Consider the following 22,629-nt stretch of genomic DNA (forward strand, 5'->3'; position numbering starts at 1 on the left):
CAAGAATTATTTATGAAAAAAGTTTTATCACTCGTTGCGTGTATCGGTCTGTCGTTGGCACTGAATGCGCAAAACAAAAAAGTTTTCGGAATGAAAGACGGAGAACTGATACACGAAAGTTCGGAAAGCTATGAATGGCCTACGGATGCGAAAGTACTGGAAAAACTGGATAAATGGCAAGACGTGAAATTCGGTATCATGTACCACTGGGGCATTTACTCTGTGCCGGGTATTACGGAATCATGGTTGCTTTGTTCGGAAGACCGCTTTACCAAGCGCAGGGAGAGAGTAGCTCCGGACAAACCTTACGATGAATTTAAAAAATGGTACTGGGGATTGGCGGATTCATTCAATCCGGTCAAGTTCGAACCTTCCCGTTGGGCAGACATTGCGGCAGATGCCGGATGCAAATACCTTGTCTTCACCACTAAGCATCACGATGGATTCTGTATGTACGACTCTAAATACACGGATTACGGCATTACAAAAGGCCCGTATAAGAATGGAAAATACAGTGATGTCACCAAGCACCTGTTCGATGCTTTCCGGCAGAAAGGTTTCATGATTGGTACTTACTTTTCCAAACCGGATTGGCATCACAAAGATTATTGGGATCCGTTTTGGGCTACTCCCACACGTAACGTAAACTATGACGTAAAGAAATACCATAAGAAATGGGCGAACTTCCAGAAGTTTACCGCCAACCAGATTGACGAACTGATGAGCAATTACGGCAATGTCGACATTTTGTGGCTTGATGGAGGATGGGTGCGTAAACCGGAACAGGATATCAAGATGGATGAAATCGTAGACAAAGCACGCCGGAAACAACCGGGTCTTATCGTGGCGGACAGAACCGTGCCGGGATGTAACGAGAACTACCAGACACCGGAACGTGTCATTCCTGAGAAACAGATAAACAACCCCTGGGAAACTTGTATCCCTTTGGCTAAAACTTGGGGCTGGAGTCCGGACTCTGAATACAAATCCTGTTCATGGGTAATCAATATGCTGGCTGAAATTGTAGCCAAAGGCGGAAACCTGGCACTGAACATCGGACCTACTCCGGAAGGAGAGATTGAGCAAGGCGCTATCGACCGCTTGAAAGAAGTTGGTGATTGGTTGAAGCAGAATGGTGCGGCTATCTACGCCACCCGTACTACACCAAACTATAACTGCGGTAAAGTATGGTTTACTGCCAATAAAGACGGTAAAACATTATATGCCATCTACGCCCTGCCCGAAAAAGAGACATTGCCTGCCACCATTGAGTGGGAAGGTAACGAGCCGACAGGCAGAATGACTCTGTTGCAAAACGGCAAGAGCGTGAAGTATTCCTGTAAGGATGGCAAGGTGACTGTTACTCTGCCCAAAGGGTTGAAGAATGAACCGTTAGCCTTTAGCTTTAAAGTAAAAAAATGATAGTTTACAGTAAGTTTTATGAATAATTTATCAGTCTTATGTTTGGCTGTTGCAGGATTATCCGCCTGCAACGGTTCAAACTCAAAATCATCTGAAACAGCGAATGCTTCTTCAAGAAGCAACGCTGCAGAAAAGCCCAACATCGTTATTATACTGACTGACGACCAAGGCTATGGAGACATGAAGTGTTACGGCAACTCTCGTTTGCAAACTCCCAATCTGGATCAATTGGCGGCGGAGGGTATCCGTTTCACTAACTTTTATGCAGGTGCGGCAGCCTCTACTCCATCGCGCGCCGCCTTACTGACAGGGCGATATGCCGAACGGGCAGGCTTACAGGGAGTTGTAGACGACCTGTCCGTAAACGGATTGGAAAGCGATGAATTTACCCTTGCCGACTACCTGAAACAGAATAATTATGCTACCGGCATTTTCGGCAAATGGCATTTGGGATGTCTTCCCGAACACTTACCGCTCCGACACGGTTTCAATGAGTTTTTCGGTTTGCCTTATTCCAATGATATGTGGCCTTTCCATCCTCAGCCGGGACATCCGTACCGGGCATTGCCGCTTTACGACAATGAGCGCGTGGTGGAATATAATCCTACAGTGAATCACATGACTACCCGTATCACAGAACGTGCAACGGCATTCATTGACAAGCATAAGAATGAACCTTTCCTGCTTTATGTTCCTTATACACAGCCTCATGTTCCTCTGGGCGTATCGGATAAGTTCAAAGGAAAATCCGGAGAAGGGCTATATGCTGATGTAATTATGGAGATAGACTGGTCGGTAGGTGAAATAATGAAAACATTGAAAGAAAACGGTTTGGACGATCATACCCTGGTATTGTTTACATCCGACAACGGTCCGTGGCTGAGTTACGGCAATCACGGCGGTTCTACAGGCGGACTTCGTGAGGGAAAAGGTACTACTTTTGAAGGTGGGCAGCGTGTGCCGTTCATAGCCCGGATGCCCGGTCGTATTCCGGCAGGTAAAGTTTCCGAGCAGTTCCTGTCGGCTTTGGACATTACCCCTACCATTGTAGAACTGACCGGTTCACAAATGCCGCGGATGAACGAGTTCGATGGTGAGAACGTATGGATGACACTTACCGGACAAGCACAGAGTCATAAACCGTTTTACTTCTTATATGACGGTAAAGTAGAAGCGGTGAGAGACGGGAAATGGAAATGTGTGGCTCCTCACGAATATCGCATCGTGACAGAACCGGGCAAGGATGGTCTGCCGGGCGTGCAACTTGCAAGGGGAGGCAAAACCGGCCTTGCGCTTTTCGATTTGGAGAAAGACCCCGAAGAGACTGTAGATTTGGTTGGGCAATATCCGGAGATAGCACAAAAAATGGCTGCCATGATGAATGATTTTCAGGTAAAGATGGCGGAATGTATTCAATAAATATAAAAAAGAATTTATAGCAGATAGATAGTTAAGAGTATCATGAAGAATAAAATCAAAGTATGGCTTGGCGCAACGGTGGCGGTAATGTCCGTTTCCGTGCAGTCAGTATTCGCGCAGTCGGATGGAACGGTTCAGCAGGTATTCAGCGGTTTCCATCAGTTTGCCGACGGTTTCAAGGTGAATGAAGAGGAGGCGGATGATAGTAAGAGTGGCATTACCCCATTGACTATGGGATGCATCCGGCAAAAGGGAAACCGGGAGTTTCCTTACCCGGTGAAGGGGCACGAGGTTATAACCAATCCGCCGGTTTTCACTTGGCCGATGGCTGATTACGAGTATCCTAAAGTCTTTCCTGTAAAAAAAGTAAGCGGAAAAACGGAGCGCTGTTTGCAGTATGACTTCCAAATGGGACGTACAAGAAACTTTTCAGATAAAGATGTACTTACCCGTACAGGGTTGAAACTGGCCTTTTATAATAACCACAAGCCTCTCAAACCGGGTACGTGGTATTGGCGCTATCGGGTGTCAGGGAAATCCTGGTCGAAGGTATACGAAGTGAATATCCCCGAAAATCTTCCTAAATTTCAGTCACCGAATGCCGAAGAAGCGTATGATATGATACCGGAGAAGCATCCTCGTATTTTCGGAGAGGCCATATCCGGCAAAGTGCTGACAGCCGATCAGAAACAATTAAGGGCATCTTACCGGAGAGCTGCGAATGCGGCTTTGAATAAAGAGGTGGCGAGTTATAAGGTGAAAGGCGACCCCATACCTGCAACGGCTTCTGAAGTAGAACGAAAGCAAATCATGCAATTCCGTTTGAGATACGAAGTAGAAGGAATCAATAGAGATATTGAACATTTGTTGAATGGCTATCGGCTGATTTCGAACAAGGAATATCTCGATAAAGCTGTAGCCTTGGCAGATTACATCGCGGCAAAGGAACCGGCTGCAATGTATGCGGCTGCCGACTTTACGGGCGCCAAGTCCATGTCCGCCTTGAGTATGACCTATGACGTGGCCTATGCCTATCTGAACGAACAACAGAAAAAGAATTATAAGCACTTCATCACGACCGTCATTGGGCTGATTATAGACGATGCCATGCAGGAAAATGTCGGGTCGGCGGATGGCATACTATGCGCCCATTTCTTTCAGCATACCTTTTATAACGCATTTACTTCCGCTATCGTCATGAAAGGCCATGATGTACAGGCAGAGAAGTGGTTCGGTATGCTTTATGACATCTGGTTATCACGTTCACCGGGCGGCGGCTTCTTGTCGGACGGTGTCTGGCCTAACGGAAACATGGGCTATGTCCATGTGAATATGGAATCGATGGTGAATAACTTCATCTTGTTTCGTAATCTTTTCAACGTGAATATCTTCAAGCATCCATGGTATGCCAATTGTGCCAATGCATTGGCTTACACGATGCCTGTACATTCTGCCGGTGACGGCTTCGGTGACGGGAGCGACAAGGTCTATGAAGTAAACCGGCTCCGGGCAGAGTTTGCATACATTCTGGGGCAAGAGTTGAATAATCCGTTTGCTATCCATTACGCTTATGAGCTGTCCGGCCAATCGCCTGCCGCTCCATTCGCTTTTAAGAAAACGGACTTTGACACCTATCGTTTGCAGCATCGTCCGCGGAAGGTAGAGGCAGTGAATCTGGCGAACATTCCCCAGTCTGCCATATTTCCCCAAACCGGTATCGTCGTCATGAATACCGATGTGCTGAATGCTTCGGACAATCTGTTTGTCTCGTTCCGCAGTTCACCTTTCGGATCCGGTTCTCACGGAATGGCAGAGCAAAACAGTTTCAATGTGTCCTACAAAGGGAAACCGATATTTTATCCTACAGGATATAAAGTGACGACACAAGACAAGCATTACTTGCTGGCACACAAGCATAGCCGGGCGCGTAATACCATTACCGTAGACGGAAAGACGCAGGCCTATTCGCATAGCGGTTACGGATGGATTGCCCGTTATCTGGACGGCAACGATATTACCTATGCTTTGGGCGATGCTTCAAACGCATATGTACCTTTTGACCAAAGTGCCCTCAACTGGACTACTGTGTTGAAGAATGCACAGGCTTACACCTCCGAAAACGGTTTTATACTGGATGATAATGATAATCCGCAAGTCCGTAAATTCCGTCGTCACTTGGTGATGTTGCGTCCTAATATCATCGTACTATATGATGAACTGGAAGCGGAAAAAGAAGTAACCTGGACTTTTCAGCTTAATGGGCTTGAACGTGCAGGCATGAAGATTGGCGATGCCGGGAATTCACTGATAGCCGATACGGATAATTGTGATGTGCTTGCCCGGATTTTCGGAAGTTCCGAATTGACTACTTCCCTGGTTGATACGTCGTACGTCAAACCGTTCGACTGGCTGAACCCGCAGCGTGGAAGAAAAGCAATCGAGTTTGAAAAAAATCAATATCACGGTAAATTCGAGAACGTCCGTAAATGCAAGGATATGAGATTCCTGGCAGTTATTCAGATAGATGAATCCAACTCCATGTCATTTGCTGATGCGAAGCCGGATGCAGATAACACAATTGTCATCGGCAACTATCGTATCAAAGCGCAGATGGACACCAGTCAGGAAGCCCGTCTGGAAATTGAAAACAAGACGACGGGAGAATACCTGCTTTATGGCCCTGCCAACGGAGCAGTAAAAGCGAAAGGACGGAAGTTCTCGCATAGCACTTTATTGATTAATAAGACTTCCGGTTGTCAGGAGACAATCGACCGTTACCCTTTGATGGTACCTTGTCAGAAAGGATATTAAAAATGAAACAGGAGAGAGGGCTGAATATTATTCAGCCTCTCTCTTTCCTTGGTTTTTCACATAGTCGGAAGGCAGACAACCCATGTGTTTCTTGAAACTGGTAGAGAAATAGGAGGGCGAGCTAAAGCCGACCTTGTTACTGATTTCGGAAATCGAATACCTTCCTTCCAGCAATAATTTGCAGGCTTTATTAAAACGGATACGACGGATAAAGTTAGCCGGCGGTTCCCCTGATATCGAGTTCATCTTGAGGTACAAGGAAGAACGGCTCATGCAAAGTTTCTCCGCCAAATCATCCGCCGTGAAATTTTCATCGTCAATATTTTCCTCGACTATCTGTATCGCTTTGCTCATAAACTCTTCATCCAGCGCATTGGACGTTATTTTCGCCGTATCAATATCAATCGTGTTGGAATAGTAGTGCCTCAACCGCTGCTTTGCTTTCAGTATATTACTGATTTTACCTTTTAGCAGACTCATCGAGAAAGGTTTGGGGATATAGTCATCCGCACCGGTCTGGATACCGGTTGTCTGGGCTTCGATACTACCTTTGGCCGATAAGAGAATGACAGGAATATGGCAGGTCTGCATATTCTTTTTTATCAGTTCGCACAACTTTATCCCGTCAATACCCGGCATCATGACATCGGACAATACAATGTCCACTTTCTGTTCTTTCAGGATGGCCAGTGCCTCTTCCCCGTTTCCGGCGGTCAATGTGATGTATTTGGATTTAAAGTTATTCTTCAAATAGTCCACCATCTCTTTATTATCATCCACCAGCAGGATTGTTTCTGTAATCTCATCCGATGACTCATTTTCCGTCGGTGCGGCAGATTCCTCTATTGCCCGGAACTCTCCGTCCTCCACCATTGTTTCAGTGGCTAATGAAGCCGTTTGTAGTTCGGGGATATGCTGTTCATGCGGGTTCTCTATTTCTTCCGGAGCATATACTGACAGATCGGACGGCAACTCGATACGGAATTCACTGCCTTGGTTCGGCTTACTCTCCACACTGATACTTCCGTGATGCTTTTCGACCAGGCATTTGACTAATGAAAGTCCGATTCCGCTTCCCTTCCTGCCTTCGCTCGCCTGATAGAAACGCTCGAAGATGCGTGCTAATTTCTCCGGCGCGATTCCGACGCCGGTATCTTTGACCGTGAATCCGAAACAATTCTCTTTCTTCCAGACAGAGAGCGTTATCTCTCCACCGTCCGGAGTGAATTTGAACGCATTGGAAAGCAGGTTGGTTAGTATCATCTCCACATATGTTCTGTCTATCGGGAGCAGGCTCGCATCCAGTTCCGACCGGTACTGATAGGCAATGTTTCTTTTCTGCGCGTTCTCCTTGAACATCGTAAAGACATTTCCGGCCAGTTCATCCACGTTATTCATGGCAACATGAATGGGAAGCGCTCCCGACTCTGCCCTTCTGAAATCCAGTAACTGGTTGACAAGGTGAAGTAATTTGCGTCCGTTTCTGTACACATACGAAAGTTTCTGCTGAATCCGGTCGTCAAACTTATTCTTCTCTTCTACCAGTTCTTCCAGAGGAGCCAATATTAAGCTCAACGGAGTACGCAGTTCGTGGGACATATTGATGTAGAAGCGTACTTTCTCTTGGCTGATTTCTTCAATCTTATTGCGTTCCAGATGTTCAATCTGCATCTGCATTTTCATCTTCGCGCGGGCAATGAAGAAATAGAAGATGAAAGTAAGTCCGCCCAATGTAAATAAGACATAGAGCATCTTTGCCCACCATGTCTGATACCACATAGGAGTGATATGTACAAAGAATTCGGTCGGAGTAAGACTCCAGCGGCCATTGTTGTTGCAGGCTTTTACCTTGAATACATATTTCCCCGGCGGCAGATTGGAATAGGCGACACCTCTCGACGGAACAATCTGCCTCGAATAAATCCAGTCCTCATCAAATCCTTCCAGTTTGTAGGCAAACAGATTCCGTCTGCCGGAAAGATAATTGATTACGGAGAAATGGACGCTGAATAACTTGCGGTTGGAAGGAAAGGACATTCCTAATAGTTTCCCGTCATCTGCCTGGAAAAACTTGGAAACGCCATCTTTTATTTTTGCCACAGGCTGGTTCTGGATGCTGGCTCCCGTAATGACAGCATTCGGAGAATACGGATTGTCTACAAACTCATACGGATTGAAATAGGTAATTCCTTGCAGGCTTCCTAGAAAGAAGATGCCGTCCTTGGTCTTACACGCTCCGTAAGTGTTAAACTGCCCGTGGCTCAATCCGTCTTGTACGGTATAATTGAGGAACGTCTCTTCGGCAGGGTCAAAACAGGATAAACCTCGGTTGGTCGTGAGCCAGAGCCGTCCCCGTCCGTCTTCCAGTATGCCATAGATGAAATTGTTAGGCAATCCGTTCTGTGTAGAATAGCGGACTTGCTGTCCGACACTTCCGTCATCCGACTTATACAGGCCGTCGGAGGAGCCTATCCAGATACGATGATTGCTGTCTTCCTGTATGCAGAAAGCCTGTATCAGAGCCGGAACGCCGGATGTGCCGTCTTTCCATTCTTCCAGTTTGCCGTTGGCATATACGAACAAGCTTTCTTCCGTTCCAATCCATATCCGGTTTGCCGAATCGCGGTATAGGATGGATATGAGGATGGAGTTCAGCCGGGGATATTCTTGTGCCAGAGGATGCAGGGATAGCTGCCCGGTCTTTTTATTGAAACGGTACAATCCGATGATGGAACCTACCCAAAGTGTTCCGTCCTGTCCGTCCAGTAAAGAGTAACAACTGTTGCTGAAAGAGACAGCTTCGGGGAAAGTATAGTTCTCAATTTGCTTGGTGCGGGCGGATAAATAACTCAATCCACCGCCGTGGCTTCCTATATAAATGCCGTCCGCGTCGGGCAATACACATTTGATATTGTCCGATTGCAATGCGCGGGCGTTGTGATGATTGGCCCGGTAAACCGAGAAATGGTTGTTCTTACGGTCATACTCGTTCAGCCCGCCATCGTTGGTTCCTATCCAGAGATTGCCGGTATGCGGGTCTTCGACGATGCAACTGACCGTGTTGTCGCTGATGGAATTTTTGTAGGCTGAATAAACTAACGTCCCGAATGCCGGAGCCATGGGATGATGATAGTTCAGTCCGCCATAGAAAGTACCTACCCACATTCCTCCCTGATTATCTTTTAGAATGGAACGTACAGAGTTATGTCCCAATGAATTTTGATCCTCATGGGAGAAGGCGTGTCTCTGTATTTTTTCGGTTTCAGGTTCCAATATGAATAAGGCATTTATGGTACCGATCCAGATTCTTCCCTTGTCATCCTGTGCCAATGTGCGGACGGCCTTTTCAGCTAGTTGCTGCGGGCTTTTGTCATAATAATGTTTCTTTATCCGGAATTTTTCATCTATGCAATAGACTCCGTTGGTCAGCGACCCCAGCCAGCTGACCTGTTTTCTCGGGTCGTGGAGAATGGACGAGAACACTTCTTCTTTCAATTCCGGAAGCAGTTGCACGGCAGAATTGTCATGGGGATGGTAATGGTAGAGACCGGATGAAGTTCCAAGCAACACTTCATCTTTTATTTTACAAATGGAATAAACGTTGACTTTCCGCAGAAGGGGATGCAGGTTCATGTACCCCGTTTTTTTATCAAAGACAACAAGCCCGCTATTGGTTCCCAATAAGAGCTGGTTCTTGTCGTTCAGGTCTTCTATGGCGAATATTTGTATGGGTAATTTTCCGGGTAAGTAGAAATTGGTGAAGTTGTTTCCTACAATGTTATATCTGGATAGTCCGGTTAAAGTGCCTACCCACACAGTACCTTCTGCGTCGGTACAGAGTGAGTAAACATGATTGTTGGATAAACTGGTGCTGTCGTTCAGATTCTTGTAGAGGAGAGCGAAACGGTATCCGTCATACCAGTTCAGACCATCCATGGTTCCCACCCAGATTTTACCGTTATGGTCTTGCGTGAGGGCGAGAACCGTATTTTGCGACATTCCGTTATTGACCGACAGACGCCGGAAATGAATGTGTTCCGATCCGCCGGTCGCCGCATGGCAGAACGAAACGGATAGTAAACAGAGGAATAGGCCGGAGATGAGGCTTGTTTGCAAATATCGGTTTCTCATGTGTGCTGAATGATAAATGTGAATACTACAAATGTAAGGTAAAGATAATCATCTTTCATTCAATAGCCAAATATACTTTCGGATTATTCATCTCACATTTCCAGCCTATTCGATGTTTTTACTTCTGTTCCATGGATGGGTTGATTTGTTTTAAGTAGCGCAGCAACCCTTCCACATAGTAGTAGTCGGCGTATGACAATCCACCTTCCAGTTCGCTGTTTCGGAGATAATTTCCGATAGCCTGCTTTATAATAAAGAAAGAATGTTTTCCCGGTTTGGCGAGATACGCATCGGAAGAGAGACTTTTCAGCATTTTTTCTCCGGTTTTGAAGTAGCCTTTATGGGGAGAGTAGGTGCTTAGCTCAATGAACGCCGATGCCATCACGGAAGCGGCGGAAGCATCCCGTATCGTTGAAATCTGGCTGCCGGAATAGTCCCAATAAGGAATTCCGTCTGTCGGCAGGTTGGGATGCTGTATGAGAAAGTCGGCGATATGTTCGGCATGGCGCAGGTATTTCGGGTTCTTTGTTTCCCTGTACATCATCGTGAACCCATAAAGTCCCCATGCCTGTCCGCGTGCCCAAGTCGAAACACGGACATCATCGGAGCCGTTGTTCCAGTCGAATTTGCGGACTTCGCCCGTTTCCGCATCATAGTCTACCACATGGGGGCATGAATAGTTTTCGCGGTATTGGCATTTCATTGTTTTGTCGGCATGGGAAAGGGCGATATGGCGCAATGTGGTGTCTCCGGATAATTTATAGGCTTCCATCAGTAATTCCAGATTCATCATGTTGTCGATAATAACCGGGAACTGCCAGTCACGTGTGCTGTCTTCTTCCCAAGACATGATAAGCCCTGTCTTGTATGAATAGCGTGAACTTAAAGTCTTGGCAGAACGGAAAATAATTTTGCTATAGTCCGGATTCCGGGTCAGCCGCCATCCGTTACCGTAGCTGCAATACATTTTGAAACCTATGTCGTGGTCGAAAGCATTGAACTGTTCCATTTCCAGTAAGGCAGTGGCACGTTCGGCACGCGCTTTCCATTCTTCTTTTCCGGTATATTCGTACACATACCACAACATTCCCGGAAAAAAGCCGCTGGTCCAGTCGGTCGGACTTACCATTCCCCGTTGGATGGAACGGGGAAGGCAAGATGTTTTTTCTACTTTGGCAGACATCTTCTGTGCCTGTTTCTCAATCACGGAAAAAGCGTGTTGAACCCATTGCGGAACCTTCTTTCCCGGTTCGGCGGCAAAACTCTGCGAGTTTCCGCAGAAACAGGCGGTCAGGAGTAGAAGAATAAGTATATTTCTTTTTTGAAGTGATTTCATATCTCAACCAATGATGATAAGTGCATCTTCTTATGATGCTGGTGTATTATATTGAAAACGATTTATTTAGGAATAGTAACTACAATCGGGGTTGCCGCATATAAGTCGGACTGATAATTGTACTGTTTCTCATCTCTGATGTCCGGCAGCTCAACCACCACCTTTGCACCCCCTTTATCCGGAGAAACAGTCACGGTTTCTCCTTCCAGCGGATAAACGCCTTTTGTCCGGTAGGTATAAGTGCCTGCCGCCAGAGGAGTGCTGACACGGAAAGTCAGTCTCTGCTTTTTGCCGTCCGGCATCGGATTGGAAGCAGATAAAGTCCAACTGTCACCGTTATCGCGCAGCATGATTAATGCCACATCGTCGGAAGTCACTTCAGTCTTTCCTGCGGAAATCGTTCCGGGCTTGAAGAAAGCATATTGCCAGGTCTTGTCGGCAGCGGAATATACCGCATGGGCGGAAGCCGTGTTTTCTACGGTCGTAATCTCTTTTTGCAGGTTTGCCACGCGGGCTTTCATCTCCTCTTTGCCGATATTGGGTATCAGGTAATAGGCATAACTATCATCCAGACCGCTTCCCGGAGTGACTCCGTGATTGAGGGCGATAATAAAGTTAGGCTGTTTGTCGGCTATTGCCCGGTCGGTGATATTGATTTCTTTTCCGGTTTTAATCACCAGTTGCAGCCTCTTTTTCGGCAGAATGATATATCCTTTCTCTCCTTGGTGAAGCCAGCAGACAGATTCTATATTTTCGGTGATATTCACCGATTCACCCGGATTCACAGTTTGCTCTTTACTGTTGACGCACCAGGTCAGTTCGCGGTTGAAGGCAGACTGGTCGAGGAATGTGGTGATTTCCTTTCCCTGTCCCGGACGGAGACGGGAGATGCCGCTTCCCAGTGCGATGATTTTATCCTCGATGAAATGGTACGTTTTGAATGCGGTTGAGGAACTGTATTTCTCTTTCGGCAGATGGTGGTAGATTCCCATACCCGTTTTGCCGTCGGCCAGTACACCGGATATTTTGTTTAATCCGGGCAAAGAAGCCTGTGCGCCACCTTCGGCGGGCAGGGCGTCGGTACGCCATTCTTCCGTCAGTCCCGGCACGGCGTGCCAGTCATAATTCTTCAAAACGCGGCTGGCGTATTCATCTCCGCGTACTTTAAGTTGCAGGATACCATATCCCAGATGCCAGGACTTGCGTACCTTGCTGAAATCTTCGGCTCCTACCGTACGTTCCGATTTCAGTTTCAGGGACGCATAGAACGCAGGTTCGTTTTCGCCCCGGCGGTGCACGAGATATTCATTCACCCAATAAGCATCCGTACCCGAATATTCATGAGTATTCGCTTTGATTGCTTTGATTACTGTCTGCAATTCTTCCACTCCACTCAATTGGGTATTTTTGCTTCGGGCTTTCAGCATTTCATTGACCGCTCTGGGATAGCGCTTGGTTGCAAATCCTTTCAAATCGTCCAGATAAGAACGTCCGGCGACGAGGAAGTCCATGTGCTGCTTATAGATTAACTTGGGATATACATTCAATAAATGGTCTAACTGGAACTGATACTGCGGGGCAGCTACTTTGAAGGGCGTGTTCTTGAAATATTGGTATCCCACGTTGCAATCCGTCAGCCATTCAAAGCCGTAGGCTACCATAGCTGCGTCAGTAGCACGGCCAATGTGGTGGGATATGGTGCCATCCGGTTGAAATCCCGACTGGATATACTTGTGTGCGGGAATGTTGTATTTCGTCATCCATCGGCTGACGTCGGCTATCACTCCTTGCGGACTCCATCCGGGAGAGAAACTGAAATTCTTGAAAGGCTTATCCTTATAGAAGTCGCTATACCAGTATTGTACGTACGTCAGCGGACGGTTGTAGTCCGCCCAGATAAGCGGGAGAGCCAACATGGTGCGCGAGCGATGTCCCAGATTGGCATCTGTCCACGCTCCGGACGAATAAAGGGTATCCTGTATTTCCCCCCAGCGTTCTTTGGGGTTGTCAATAGCTCTGCGCCCCTTTATGATGGACATAAATAACTGATTATAACGTACCAGTGCATTATGCACTTTGAGGCAGGTCTCGTCATTTTCCTGCATCCCTTTCAGAATGTCAGGCATAAGGTAGAGTGCAGGCACCACCAACGGGTCTGTCAGCACCCACTGATGAGTCGGTATCTGAACGCCCGACAGCTTGTTGGCTTGAAGCAGGCTGAAAGCGTCGCCGGTGCAATTGCCGATAGGCTTCCCGTTTATTTCCACCTCTTTCCCTTCCACTGGAACAGACAGGGTATAGGCTAATATTGCTTTGTATAAAGCATCGCGCAATTCTTTCCTTTTCTCCGGTGAACCTTCCGGACCATAGACTTTCGATGTGGCATACGCATAGCCGAGTCCTCCAATCCGGTTGGCTACTTTTTCCCAGTCATATTCAATGGTTTTTGTGTTGAGATGGTCGTTCTTAGGATTGAATTCCGCTTTATAATCCTGTGGACGGGCAGTATAACATCTGAATCCGCTGAAACGTCCGTTGTTCTTTTCTAATTCATCTATTATCTCCGCTACTTCTTTGTCCGAGTACTTCATCCGGCCATACAGTCGGCTGTTGCCGATGGCATGGGGAAGGTAGCGGTCGTATAATAACGTCCATAAAGTGCTTTTAGCGATATGAACCGTAATATCGAATTTCTCTATTTCCCTGTTCCCGTCTTTCAGGGCGATTGTCATGGGATAGGAGATGGCTTTGGGGCCGGTCTTTTTCTTTTTGTCAACGCTCAATATTCCCATGATACGCTGGGATAAATCGTAGCGGGTTTCTATCTTGAACAGTGCTTCCGCAGGCTGTGTGACAATCTCGAACTTATATCCTTTGGGGATAGGAGAAGTCAGTACATCTTTATTCCTTTCCAGATGAATGCGTCCGGTAACTTCCGTTCCTTCCGGGCTATTGACAGGAATATCAAAATAAGTGGCAAACACTTTTTCCTGTGCGTATGCCTGAAAACTGATGCATGAACAGATGAAACATGCAATTAAAAAAGGTAGAAAATCTTTTTTCATGGTATTGTGTTATTTAATTCTGTAACGCTGATTATGCTTTATCATGGGGGCAAAGATAGGTAACTGGAGATTAAATGACTTTCAGATTCTATTTAAAGAATTTCATTTTCTGACAATAAGCTGTAAAAGACGAAATCAAAACTGATTCTGATTCATTCTGGTTTTATAATTCACTTTTGCTTTTCACAAGTTTCACCAATCCGTAAGTTGTAGTATGACAGATGTATACTGTGATTTAAGGCTCTCTTTTTAGCCTTTCACACCCTTCACTCTGTTCACACTTTTAAGAAAGAAGTCCCGGTTAAGACAAAAGTGTAGGTGCTTCCTTAATCTGAAAGGACATAAGAAAGCGAATACGATTGAATACCGGGTGGAAACAGGTAAGATGGGGTTAGCCAAATGCAGTCGGCCACATAGCTGACAGTAGTTGGCTGAATAGACAACTCTACTTGACCACATAGCCGACTGGAGTTGGCTATTGATAGATTGTGATAATCCGTATATTGTCATACGCTCCTTTCGCACAAGCCATTAGTCTGAATCCCCAGTTGTTGCCTTTCAATGGTTCCTCGTCTTTATAGGAGAAACTTTCTTTTCCATTAATCAGAAAGCGTATGGTTCCGTCGATTCTTTCCACCCGGCAATGGCTGGTTGTACGCCAGTCTTCCGAAGTAACTACATCTGTTCCTTGGGCAATCATGACTTTGCCCGGAGCCCGGCGCAAATTGGCTTTCCGGCGTGACTGATGAAAGAATGAAAGGCGGTAGGTTTTCATGTCATACATCAGTTCTTCGCCCAGACCGTAGCGTGCGGGCAGGGAAGGAGCAAAGATGCTTTCTTCTTTCAGTCCGGAAGCACAAAACAGAACCATGTGCAAGGGGGCGGGCGAAAGGGGAGTGAAATCAAATTCGATGGCGAAGTTTCCGGCTGTTTTGATTTTCCGGTTCCAGATATTGAAGTGTCCGCCTGTAAATATCGCTTCTTCCTTTTCCCGCAGGAAATACCTGCCGATGTCCTTTCCATATTTGGCTTTCATTGCCGTATAGAGATAGGGGTTGTATTCTTCCATGATGTTATCTTCGGAGATTACTCCGGCTTTCATCAAAGAGTCCATAAGCGGGAAATACAGAGGTTCCAGAATCAGTTTCCCGTTTTCTATGGATGCTTTGCCCTCTCCTTCCACCAACCAGTCGGCAAGCTCTTCTTCCGTATCGAACGTGTAGGTCGCGGATACGGTTTCTTTCGGATTTATGGCTTCCTTCGGAATTTGCGCATGAATGCTGCTATAAGCGAGCAGTAAAAGCAGCCATATAAATGTCTGTCTGATATGCATAAGGATACCTTATTTAATTGTGAGTACTTTAATATTGTCATACGCTCCTTTGGCACAAGCCATTAGTCTGAATCCCCAGTTGTCGCCTTTCAACGGCTGCTCGTCCTTGAAGGAGAAACTTTCTTTTCCGTTTATCAGGAATCGTACTGTCCCGTCGATTCTTTCCACCCGGCAACGGCTGGTTGTCGTCCAGTCTTCCGAAACCACCACATCTGCTCCCTGCGCAACCATAATCTTGCCGGGGGCACGGCGCAAGTTAGCCTTCCGGCGTGATTTATGGAAGAATGAGACGCGATACATTGCCATGTCGTACATCGTTTCGTCTTCCACTCCGTAGCGTGCGGGTAGGGAAGCATCGAAAACGCTTTCTCCTTCCAAGCCGGAGCCGCAGAACATCAGCATGTGCAAAGGAGCGGGTGAAAGCGGGGTGAAATCAAATTCGATGGCAAAGTTATCGGATGTCCGGATGCGCCGGTTCCATACGTTGAAATGGCCGCCCATGAATACGGGCTTTCCTTTTCCTAAAAGAAAATAGTTTCTGACGTCCTTTCCGTATTTGGCTTTCATGGCTGCATAGAGATAGGGCTCGTATTCTTTCATGCGGTTGTCGTCAGAGATTGCTCCGGCTTTCATCAACGTTTCCATAAGTGGAAAGAACAGAGGTTCCAGAATCAGCTTTCCGTTTTCGATATACGCTTTGCCTTCTCCTTCCACCAGCCAGTCGGCAATTTCTTCTTCGTTGTCGAAAGTGTAAAAAGCCGATATGGTTTCTTTGGAGCTTTGAGAGTAAGCGCCGCAATAAGCGAACAGTAGAATTAGAAAGATAGATACTTGTTTCATATTCATAATAGTCAATTAGGGATTTGTTTTATGTTCATAGTCGACAGCCCGTGTGGAAGCCGGGATATAATCCGTTTGTTCCGTCACGCCATATCTGCCGTTCGATTGGTCGTAGAGTAAAGAAGAACGGGGAGACTTCCGGAGATACATACTTCCGTCGATGACCGGGTTGTCTGCCGAATAGCTGAATAGCGCGCTGTTTGTCCGGTTGGTGACTATCAGTTCGGCCGGTTGGGAGGGACTTAGGACGGCTTGGATGCTCCAGTCGTCACATTGGAAACTGTCTCCGGTACGTACGATTGCCGGAGCCTGTTCCGAATCCGGCGTAATCTGAATAATAGTCAGGATACGGTTTTGGGCGCAAGGACCGTAGGTTGCAGTCAGATGCCATTGGGCAGGAGCGGGGGTGGCAGGCGGTACAACAAACTGGTCGGTTTGCGAGTATTCAAAAGAAGAATTGCTGAATTGCCGAACAACGGTTTTGAATCCTTTCGTCGTGTTTTCGGTGACACTCATGTTCCTGTCCTTGTCTGGTTGGAATTGCGTGGGGCTGTGTAGGAGCCAGTCCCAGCGGACAGCTTCGGAAGCCTCCAGTTCGTCGTAGATGACTACGGTATAAGGATGCAGCAACAACAGGTGGCGCAGGTATTTGGTAAGCGGAGTTTTGCCGAATCCGTTTTCCGGAGTTTGGGTGATGCCTGCGGCTGCAAAGGCGGTCACCCACATCGGGTCGTCGCTGATGCCGCTATAAGCGTGGGAGGCATCTCCGAGACAATAGGAAATGTGGTCGCCGCCCATGGCACGGGTGATGTTGCCGTATCCTTTCAAGGAATAAGGCTGGCCGATGCCGTTGACTAAAATAGTGTTGTGGGCACGGGTATGGCGGTAAGACATCAAGTTGTGCGCGTCGCTGAAGTTCTGGTAGTATCCGCTGCTGCGGTACACATCCACTCCTTTGTAAAGGAGATTGAAACTGTTTTGATTGGCTACCGTATGGCTGCCCGAAGCAAAGGTGCTGGAACGGAAGCCGATAGCCATATCCTGTTCCGGATTCGCCAGATGGGTATGTATGGCAACTTCTCCCGCATCTTTATACCAGATGAGCTTGGGAGTGTTCGATGGCAGTTCGGTGGCATAGCTTTGAGTGCGTACCATGCGGTAGAGCCTGAACTCATAGTCTTGCTGTACCAACTCCTTGCATTGGTCGGCATACCAGCCCGAATACGGGTCGGCGTTCTCTTTAGCCAGAAAGTCGGCAAAAGCGGCTAATACCCGGCTCGGCTCTTCTCCGCTCTCGCTTCCGTCACCGAATCCGATGCTTTTGGAGTGGGGTGGACTGGTATAGACCAGTGCTTTCCCTGCGTTCAGATACCACGGATGTTTCAGGAAATCACTTCGCGTAATGTGCGAGAAGAGGGAAGGAATATAATACAGTGTCTTTATGTTGGTGGCGATATAGCCCGTTCCGTTATGCCATATTCCGTCCCGGTTGAACCCCGAAGCCGGTGCGCGGGCACTCCATATTTCATAATAGTATTCCAGCATCGGGAGAATTTCGTCCGCATAGGCTGCTTTATCGTAAAGGATGAAGCAAGCCTGGAACAATATGCGCATATTGTGTTGCCAGAAGTGGTTATCGAAAATATGGTTTTCCTGTCTTCCGCAGTTTGATTGGAAATAGTAGCGCGAAACACGCATCAACAGTTCTTCAATTCCGAGCTTTTCTTCCGGAGCCAGTTCGTTGTAGAGTAAGTCGTAGATTTCGATAAAGCTGATGGCGATATCCGTAGCGCCGAAATTACTGGCAAACAGTTGGGAGTCCGATACGGGATATGCCAGCAGAATGGTCAGTATCTCGTGCAGTTTGTCTGCATATTTTTTGTCTTGTATCAGGTGATAGGCTTGATACAGATGTTGGACGGAGTTTTTTATTTGGGCGGCTGCGTCGTAAGGGTTGGGAAGAAGAGAGTAATCCGTGCCCAATGCCGTTTGTGCACGGCCTGTTAATTGTTTGTATTCGGGATGCGACTTGACATTACGTCGTGCCTGTTCCAGTCCGTTGTCGAGAAAACAGAACAGGCGGGGATGAGTGCGGGGAGCATTCTTGAGCAATGTCTCAAAGGTAGGAGTTACGAATTTGGGCGTTTCGTCTTTTACTTCAAAAGAGTAGGTTTCGCTCCATGCCTGTTCGGTTCCGTCATTGCCGACAGAGCGGAAGCGCCAGTACCATGTACCGCTTTTGAGTGTCCGGTGCGCATTGTACATGCACCATTGCCGGGGAGTGGATACAGTGGTTTCCGTATCAGGAAAGTCTTTCGACTGTGAAAAGGCAAATTGAAGTTTGTCTCCGGTCTTCATGGCTTGGGGCACGATGAACGGAGCGGGATTGATGTAGAGTTCATTGTCCGCTTTAGGATAGGGCTTTTCCCGTGTCTTGTCGTGTAAGGCATCGGGAGATTCTCCCGGCTGTTCCGTTCCCGTGTCTGTCGGTTCGGGAAGTGCATCGTCGCTGCAAGCAGTGCCTAAAAACAGGCAGGCAAGCATGAAGAAAAGAGTGCTGAAGCGGAGAGTTGTTTTCATAAGGATGAATTAAATAAAAGATTGATTGGGAGATAAATCGGAAATAAAACGAAATTAAATAGCAAATAAAGAGGAAAAGCCGATAAGCAAGGCTAGCAGGGGATGCCTTGCTTATCTTGGCTCTTCTATTGTGTTTCGCTTTTGGCTGTTTATTCCAAGATAGTGAGGATAGGACGGATTTGTCCTTGCACGCCGGCTCTTTCCGGATCTGAATTAAATATTGCCTGCGTTCTGGTATTGGTATCTAATACACCGTCGGTTAACGTTACAGGGGTAATTGTTTTATTACTGATACTGCTGGAAAGTAAGTAACGTGCAGATGTAGTGTGAACAAACTGGTTGGCACCCTCTATGGCATTTACGGCTTCAACGAATACATTGTTGGCTGGAGTTTCCTCAAAACCGTGATATTTAATCATTGTTTCTTTTAACTCTTCGATAGAAGGTATATACCATCCACTGGACTTTTCGGGAGTGGCTGTTTTTTCTTTGAATGCGATAAAGTCGAGAAGTAGTGGATAAGAGGTACTGTTGTCTGTATAGCGGCTGTCCGCTAAAAAGGCTTTCGTATTTTCATAGCCTGTTTTTACCAATTCCATACCGGTGAAATCAATTGTACCATTCATAGCTTTATCACAGAATTCTTTACGTGTATTGCTCGGCGCGCTTTCCAAAGCCATCACATATCCTTTGATACGGGTATATTCACCATAATTGCTTGCTTCATCGCCGTTTATAGCTTTAGTGGCAAATACAACTCCGATACATGGGTTTTCGGCATCCGTCCTCAGTTCCGAAGAATATTCACCGTTCTTATAATAGTAATCACCAATTTTCGGGTCGATAGTCGGTTCTGTCGGTTCAACGTCTCCTCCGTCTATATCCGGATTCCAATCACCGAAATCAGTATCAATCTGTCCGTTGTTTTGTGATTCGGCTACAAGGTATCCTCTTACCAGTGTGCGTGTGTTCTTTTTCACCGGCACATTGGCGGGAATGGCGACTGTACGGCCACCGTCGGTAGTTACAAAAGTCAGTCCGATTTCTCCCAGAGCGTCGTTGTCTGCAAAGATATAGCATGAGAAGAGTCTTAAATCAAATCCTTCTCCTTCTTGTTCTCCTGTGCCGATAGGAGCAGTAGCCGGAAGAACGGCTTCCACTGTTTCCGTAGAAATCTTACCTGTCGATACATCGAATCCGCCAGGAATTTCCTGACTGATACTGACAGAAGTACATTTAGCGAAATTCTCCTTACTCTTGTCCGATACAATCAGTTTGGCAAACGGACGAATCAATGTGACACTAAGCGGATTCTCTAACGTTGCCTGACTTTTCTCGAAAGTTCCGTTGCCGGAGAATGCGTCACACGCATCGGTGTTATAAAGCAAAGCCGGATCTTTGATTGTAATCTTTGTAAGGTCTTCCGTGTTATAAAACTTGTCGGTGTAGCGGCCTGTCACAGGATCTTTTTCCTGTCCGTTGGCTTCAATGAAGTCAGCCCACATCTTGTAGTTGTACGTACCAGCTTCTTCAAGGGCAAAAGTAAAGGAGAGTTTACCGTCCGCATTGCCTTCAGTTCCCAGTTTCTCTTCTCTATACACCCGGTCGCCGTTTTCATTCGTTATTTCGAGGATGCAACGCAGGTAATGTCCGTCTGCTGACGGAACGGCACGTGTTTGGGCAAATTCCTTCGGTAGTTCGGCGGAGATATTGACCAGCTTGTTCCGGCTGTCCGAAGTAGTTGGGTCATTCTCCTGACTACATGAGGCGAATAATCCCATGAATAGCGTAATCGCTAAATAGGCAAAGTTCTTTTTCATAATGGTAATGATTAAAGTGTATAATAATTATTAGTTGTTTTTTACAATAGGAGTTACATCTATGATGATGTCCTCGTCGTTGAAGTCAGGGTCGAAACTGATACCCGGACTGGCTGTCAGGAAATATCCCCGGATGTTTGTTTCTTTGTTCCGTTGATAAGGGATTTTCAGATTCTGGTAACGGGCTACCACGGTTTTACTCTCATTCGTTATCTCGATAGTCACCGGGATGGACGATACGGATTCATTGTTGATAAGCAGATAGTCGAAACCGATGTTGAACTCTTCTTTGTTTTCCTCTTTCTGGAGAGTTGCCAGGTCAACCGTCTTATTGTACTCTATATATTGCAAAGAGTTTTTCAGTCTGCCGGTGAACACATCAAACCCTGTGGGCAGATAGTAGTTGTATTTGACAGTCATGGTAAATCTTTTTCCGGTGATTTCCTTGTCGGTCACTTTCTTCAGGAATTTGGCTACATCCGTTGCTATCAGGTTGTACGATGCCATCGGACGAAGCATCTTGACATCTACGGGAACGGTTACGTTCCACTGGTCGCGATAGGCACTCAAATCCAATGGGGTATTTCCGTAGAAAGCGTCGTGGTATCGGGAGTTTCCCTTGTAGGGTGTGGCACGTAGTATGAATGCCATGTCCGTTGCATCATAGAAAGTCTGATAAGTTTCCTCTTCCGGCTTTTCCACATAGTCTGCCCATACGGCAAGCTGATACTTACGGGCATGTAACTTCATGCTAAGCGGGATATTGACAGTTGTTTCACCGCTCTGCATTTCCTGATAGATAACCTGACCGGCTACTTTTTGCGAGCCTTCGTAAACGGCAACGACAAAACGGTGCAAGTAGGTGGTGGCTGCCGCGCGTGTACCGCGATTCACATTTACGGGGTCAAATGACGTTTCCAGTGTCAGGTTCGTCATGATGTTGACAGCGGTGGGGTCTACTCCGAGTTCACCGTCGGCTGTCAATTCCGGTTCTTCATAAAGGCAACTGCTTACGAAAACCGACAGTAACAGCAAACAGCCCAACGTGCGGATAATGGATATATAGGTATTCTTTTTCATAATCAAACAGACTTAAAAATGATAGGACAGTGATAGACCGAGACGGGTGATTCCCCAGTAATTCCGGCTTTTTGTTTCAATCAGAGCACCGTTGTCTATATTATAATAGGTATTATACTTCATGTTGGCATAGCCGGCTCCCAAGGTAAATTCCGCTCCCCAATGTTTGGAAAAAGGGAGTTTGTATCCGTAGCTGACACCTGCGCCCAATAACGGACGCCCCGTGTTCTGATAACGGTTTTCGTCCCATTTCACGTTGAACAATGCCATGTGTGCGTGTACACCGAAGAAATGGCCTGTCCCTGCTTTTTCCAACCACCAGCGTCCTTCCGGCTGAACGGCAAAAGTACGGACTGCGTGTTTGTCACTGATGTCCCAGCCGCTGAACATGACGGGAAGCTCTACGGAAATATGCTCGCTGCATTGTATCTCGAAAGCCAGATTCGGCACGGCGATTGCATCATAAGCAATATTGGTCTTGAACGCCCGGTAGCGTTCGGAAGTTTTCTTCGGATGAGGCTTCTTTTTAGGCTTGGCTGCCGTTTCTTTCCGCTCCTTCCCGATGGCTTTGACTGTTTGGGTCTTTGCTGTCTCCACTTTTCCCGTTTCCGCATTGGGTTTGAACACAATTTCTTTCTCGCTTGCGGAAGTCTGTATGCGCGGACGTTTACCTTCCTGTTTCTGTGGATGCTGCGGATGTTGCAGTTCTTCGGAAGGAGAACCGGCTATGGCTGTCATGGAGCAGAACAGCAGCAGGAATCCTTGTACTAAGTATCTTTTTGTTTTCATATG

The 22,629-nt window shown here is 46.8% G+C and carries 12 protein-coding genes; 3 read left to right on the top strand and 9 right to left on the bottom strand.

The genetic code is table 11. The features are described 5' to 3' along the window. Nucleotides 1-12: 12 nt before the first annotated feature. From NXX38_RS10680 to NXX38_RS10690, 3 genes are read left to right on the top strand one after another with little or no spacing between them, the layout of a single operon-like run. A complete protein-coding gene (locus tag NXX38_RS10680) occupies nt 13-1,422 on the top strand; it encodes an alpha-L-fucosidase (protein ID WP_258979428.1) in 1,410 nt (469 codons plus the stop codon). A gap of 18 nt (nt 1,423-1,440) precedes the next feature. Continuing rightward, nucleotides 1,441-2,841 (top strand): sulfatase, encoded by a 1,401-nt coding sequence (locus NXX38_RS10685; protein WP_195648646.1) that lies wholly within the window; start codon nt 1,441-1,443, stop codon nt 2,839-2,841. 42 nt (nt 2,842-2,883) lie between these two features. After that, nucleotides 2,884-5,652, top strand: a complete 2,769-nt coding sequence (locus NXX38_RS10690) for a DUF4962 domain-containing protein (protein WP_258979430.1) — start codon at nt 2,884-2,886, stop codon at nt 5,650-5,652. A 27-nt stretch (nt 5,653-5,679) separates the two neighbouring features. On the opposite strand, the gene NXX38_RS10695 is transcribed toward NXX38_RS10690, so the two are convergent. From NXX38_RS10695 to NXX38_RS10735, 9 genes are all read right to left on the bottom strand, one after another. After that, complete coding sequence (locus tag NXX38_RS10695) at nt 5,680-9,783, bottom strand: hybrid sensor histidine kinase/response regulator transcription factor (RefSeq protein WP_258979431.1); 4,104 nt, start codon at nt 9,781-9,783, stop codon at nt 5,680-5,682. Between the two features lie 118 nt (nt 9,784-9,901). Further along, complete coding sequence (locus NXX38_RS10700; protein ID WP_258979432.1) at nt 9,902-11,119, bottom strand: glycoside hydrolase family 88 protein; 1,218 nt, start codon at nt 11,117-11,119, stop codon at nt 9,902-9,904. A 62-nt stretch (nt 11,120-11,181) separates the two neighbouring features. After that, nucleotides 11,182-14,184 (bottom strand): polysaccharide lyase family 8 super-sandwich domain-containing protein, encoded by a 3,003-nt coding sequence (locus tag NXX38_RS10705; protein WP_258979433.1) that lies wholly within the window; start codon nt 14,182-14,184, stop codon nt 11,182-11,184. A 475-nt stretch (nt 14,185-14,659) separates the two neighbouring features. After that, complete coding sequence (locus NXX38_RS10710; protein ID WP_258979434.1) at nt 14,660-15,517, bottom strand: YesU family protein; 858 nt, start codon at nt 15,515-15,517, stop codon at nt 14,660-14,662. Between the two features lie 9 nt (nt 15,518-15,526). Beyond that, a complete protein-coding gene (locus NXX38_RS10715; protein WP_229118797.1) occupies nt 15,527-16,357 on the bottom strand; it encodes a DUF1961 family protein in 831 nt (276 codons plus the stop codon). Between the two features lie 15 nt (nt 16,358-16,372). Next, nucleotides 16,373-18,937 carry a DUF4962 domain-containing protein gene (locus tag NXX38_RS10720; protein WP_409012863.1) on the bottom strand — a complete coding sequence of 855 codons (2,565 nt, stop codon included), beginning with the start codon at nt 18,935-18,937 and terminating at the stop codon, nt 16,373-16,375. Between the two features lie 149 nt (nt 18,938-19,086). Continuing rightward, nucleotides 19,087-20,757 carry a DUF6562 domain-containing protein gene (locus tag NXX38_RS10725; RefSeq protein ID WP_258979435.1) on the bottom strand — a complete coding sequence of 557 codons (1,671 nt, stop codon included), beginning with the start codon at nt 20,755-20,757 and terminating at the stop codon, nt 19,087-19,089. Nucleotides 20,758-20,787: 30 nt separating this feature from the next. Then, complete coding sequence (locus NXX38_RS10730) at nt 20,788-21,837, bottom strand: DUF6562 domain-containing protein (RefSeq protein ID WP_148366563.1); 1,050 nt, start codon at nt 21,835-21,837, stop codon at nt 20,788-20,790. Nucleotides 21,838-21,849: 12 nt separating this feature from the next. Then, on the bottom strand, nt 21,850-22,626 hold the full coding sequence (locus NXX38_RS10735) for a DUF3575 domain-containing protein (RefSeq protein WP_234132361.1): 777 nt from the start codon (nt 22,624-22,626) through the stop codon (nt 21,850-21,852). Between the last annotated feature and the right edge of the window lie 3 nt (nt 22,627-22,629).

The sequence above is a fragment of the Bacteroides sp. BFG-637 genome, assembly GCF_024793605.1.
GTDB lineage: Bacteria > Bacteroidota > Bacteroidia > Bacteroidales > Bacteroidaceae > Bacteroides > Bacteroides vicugnae.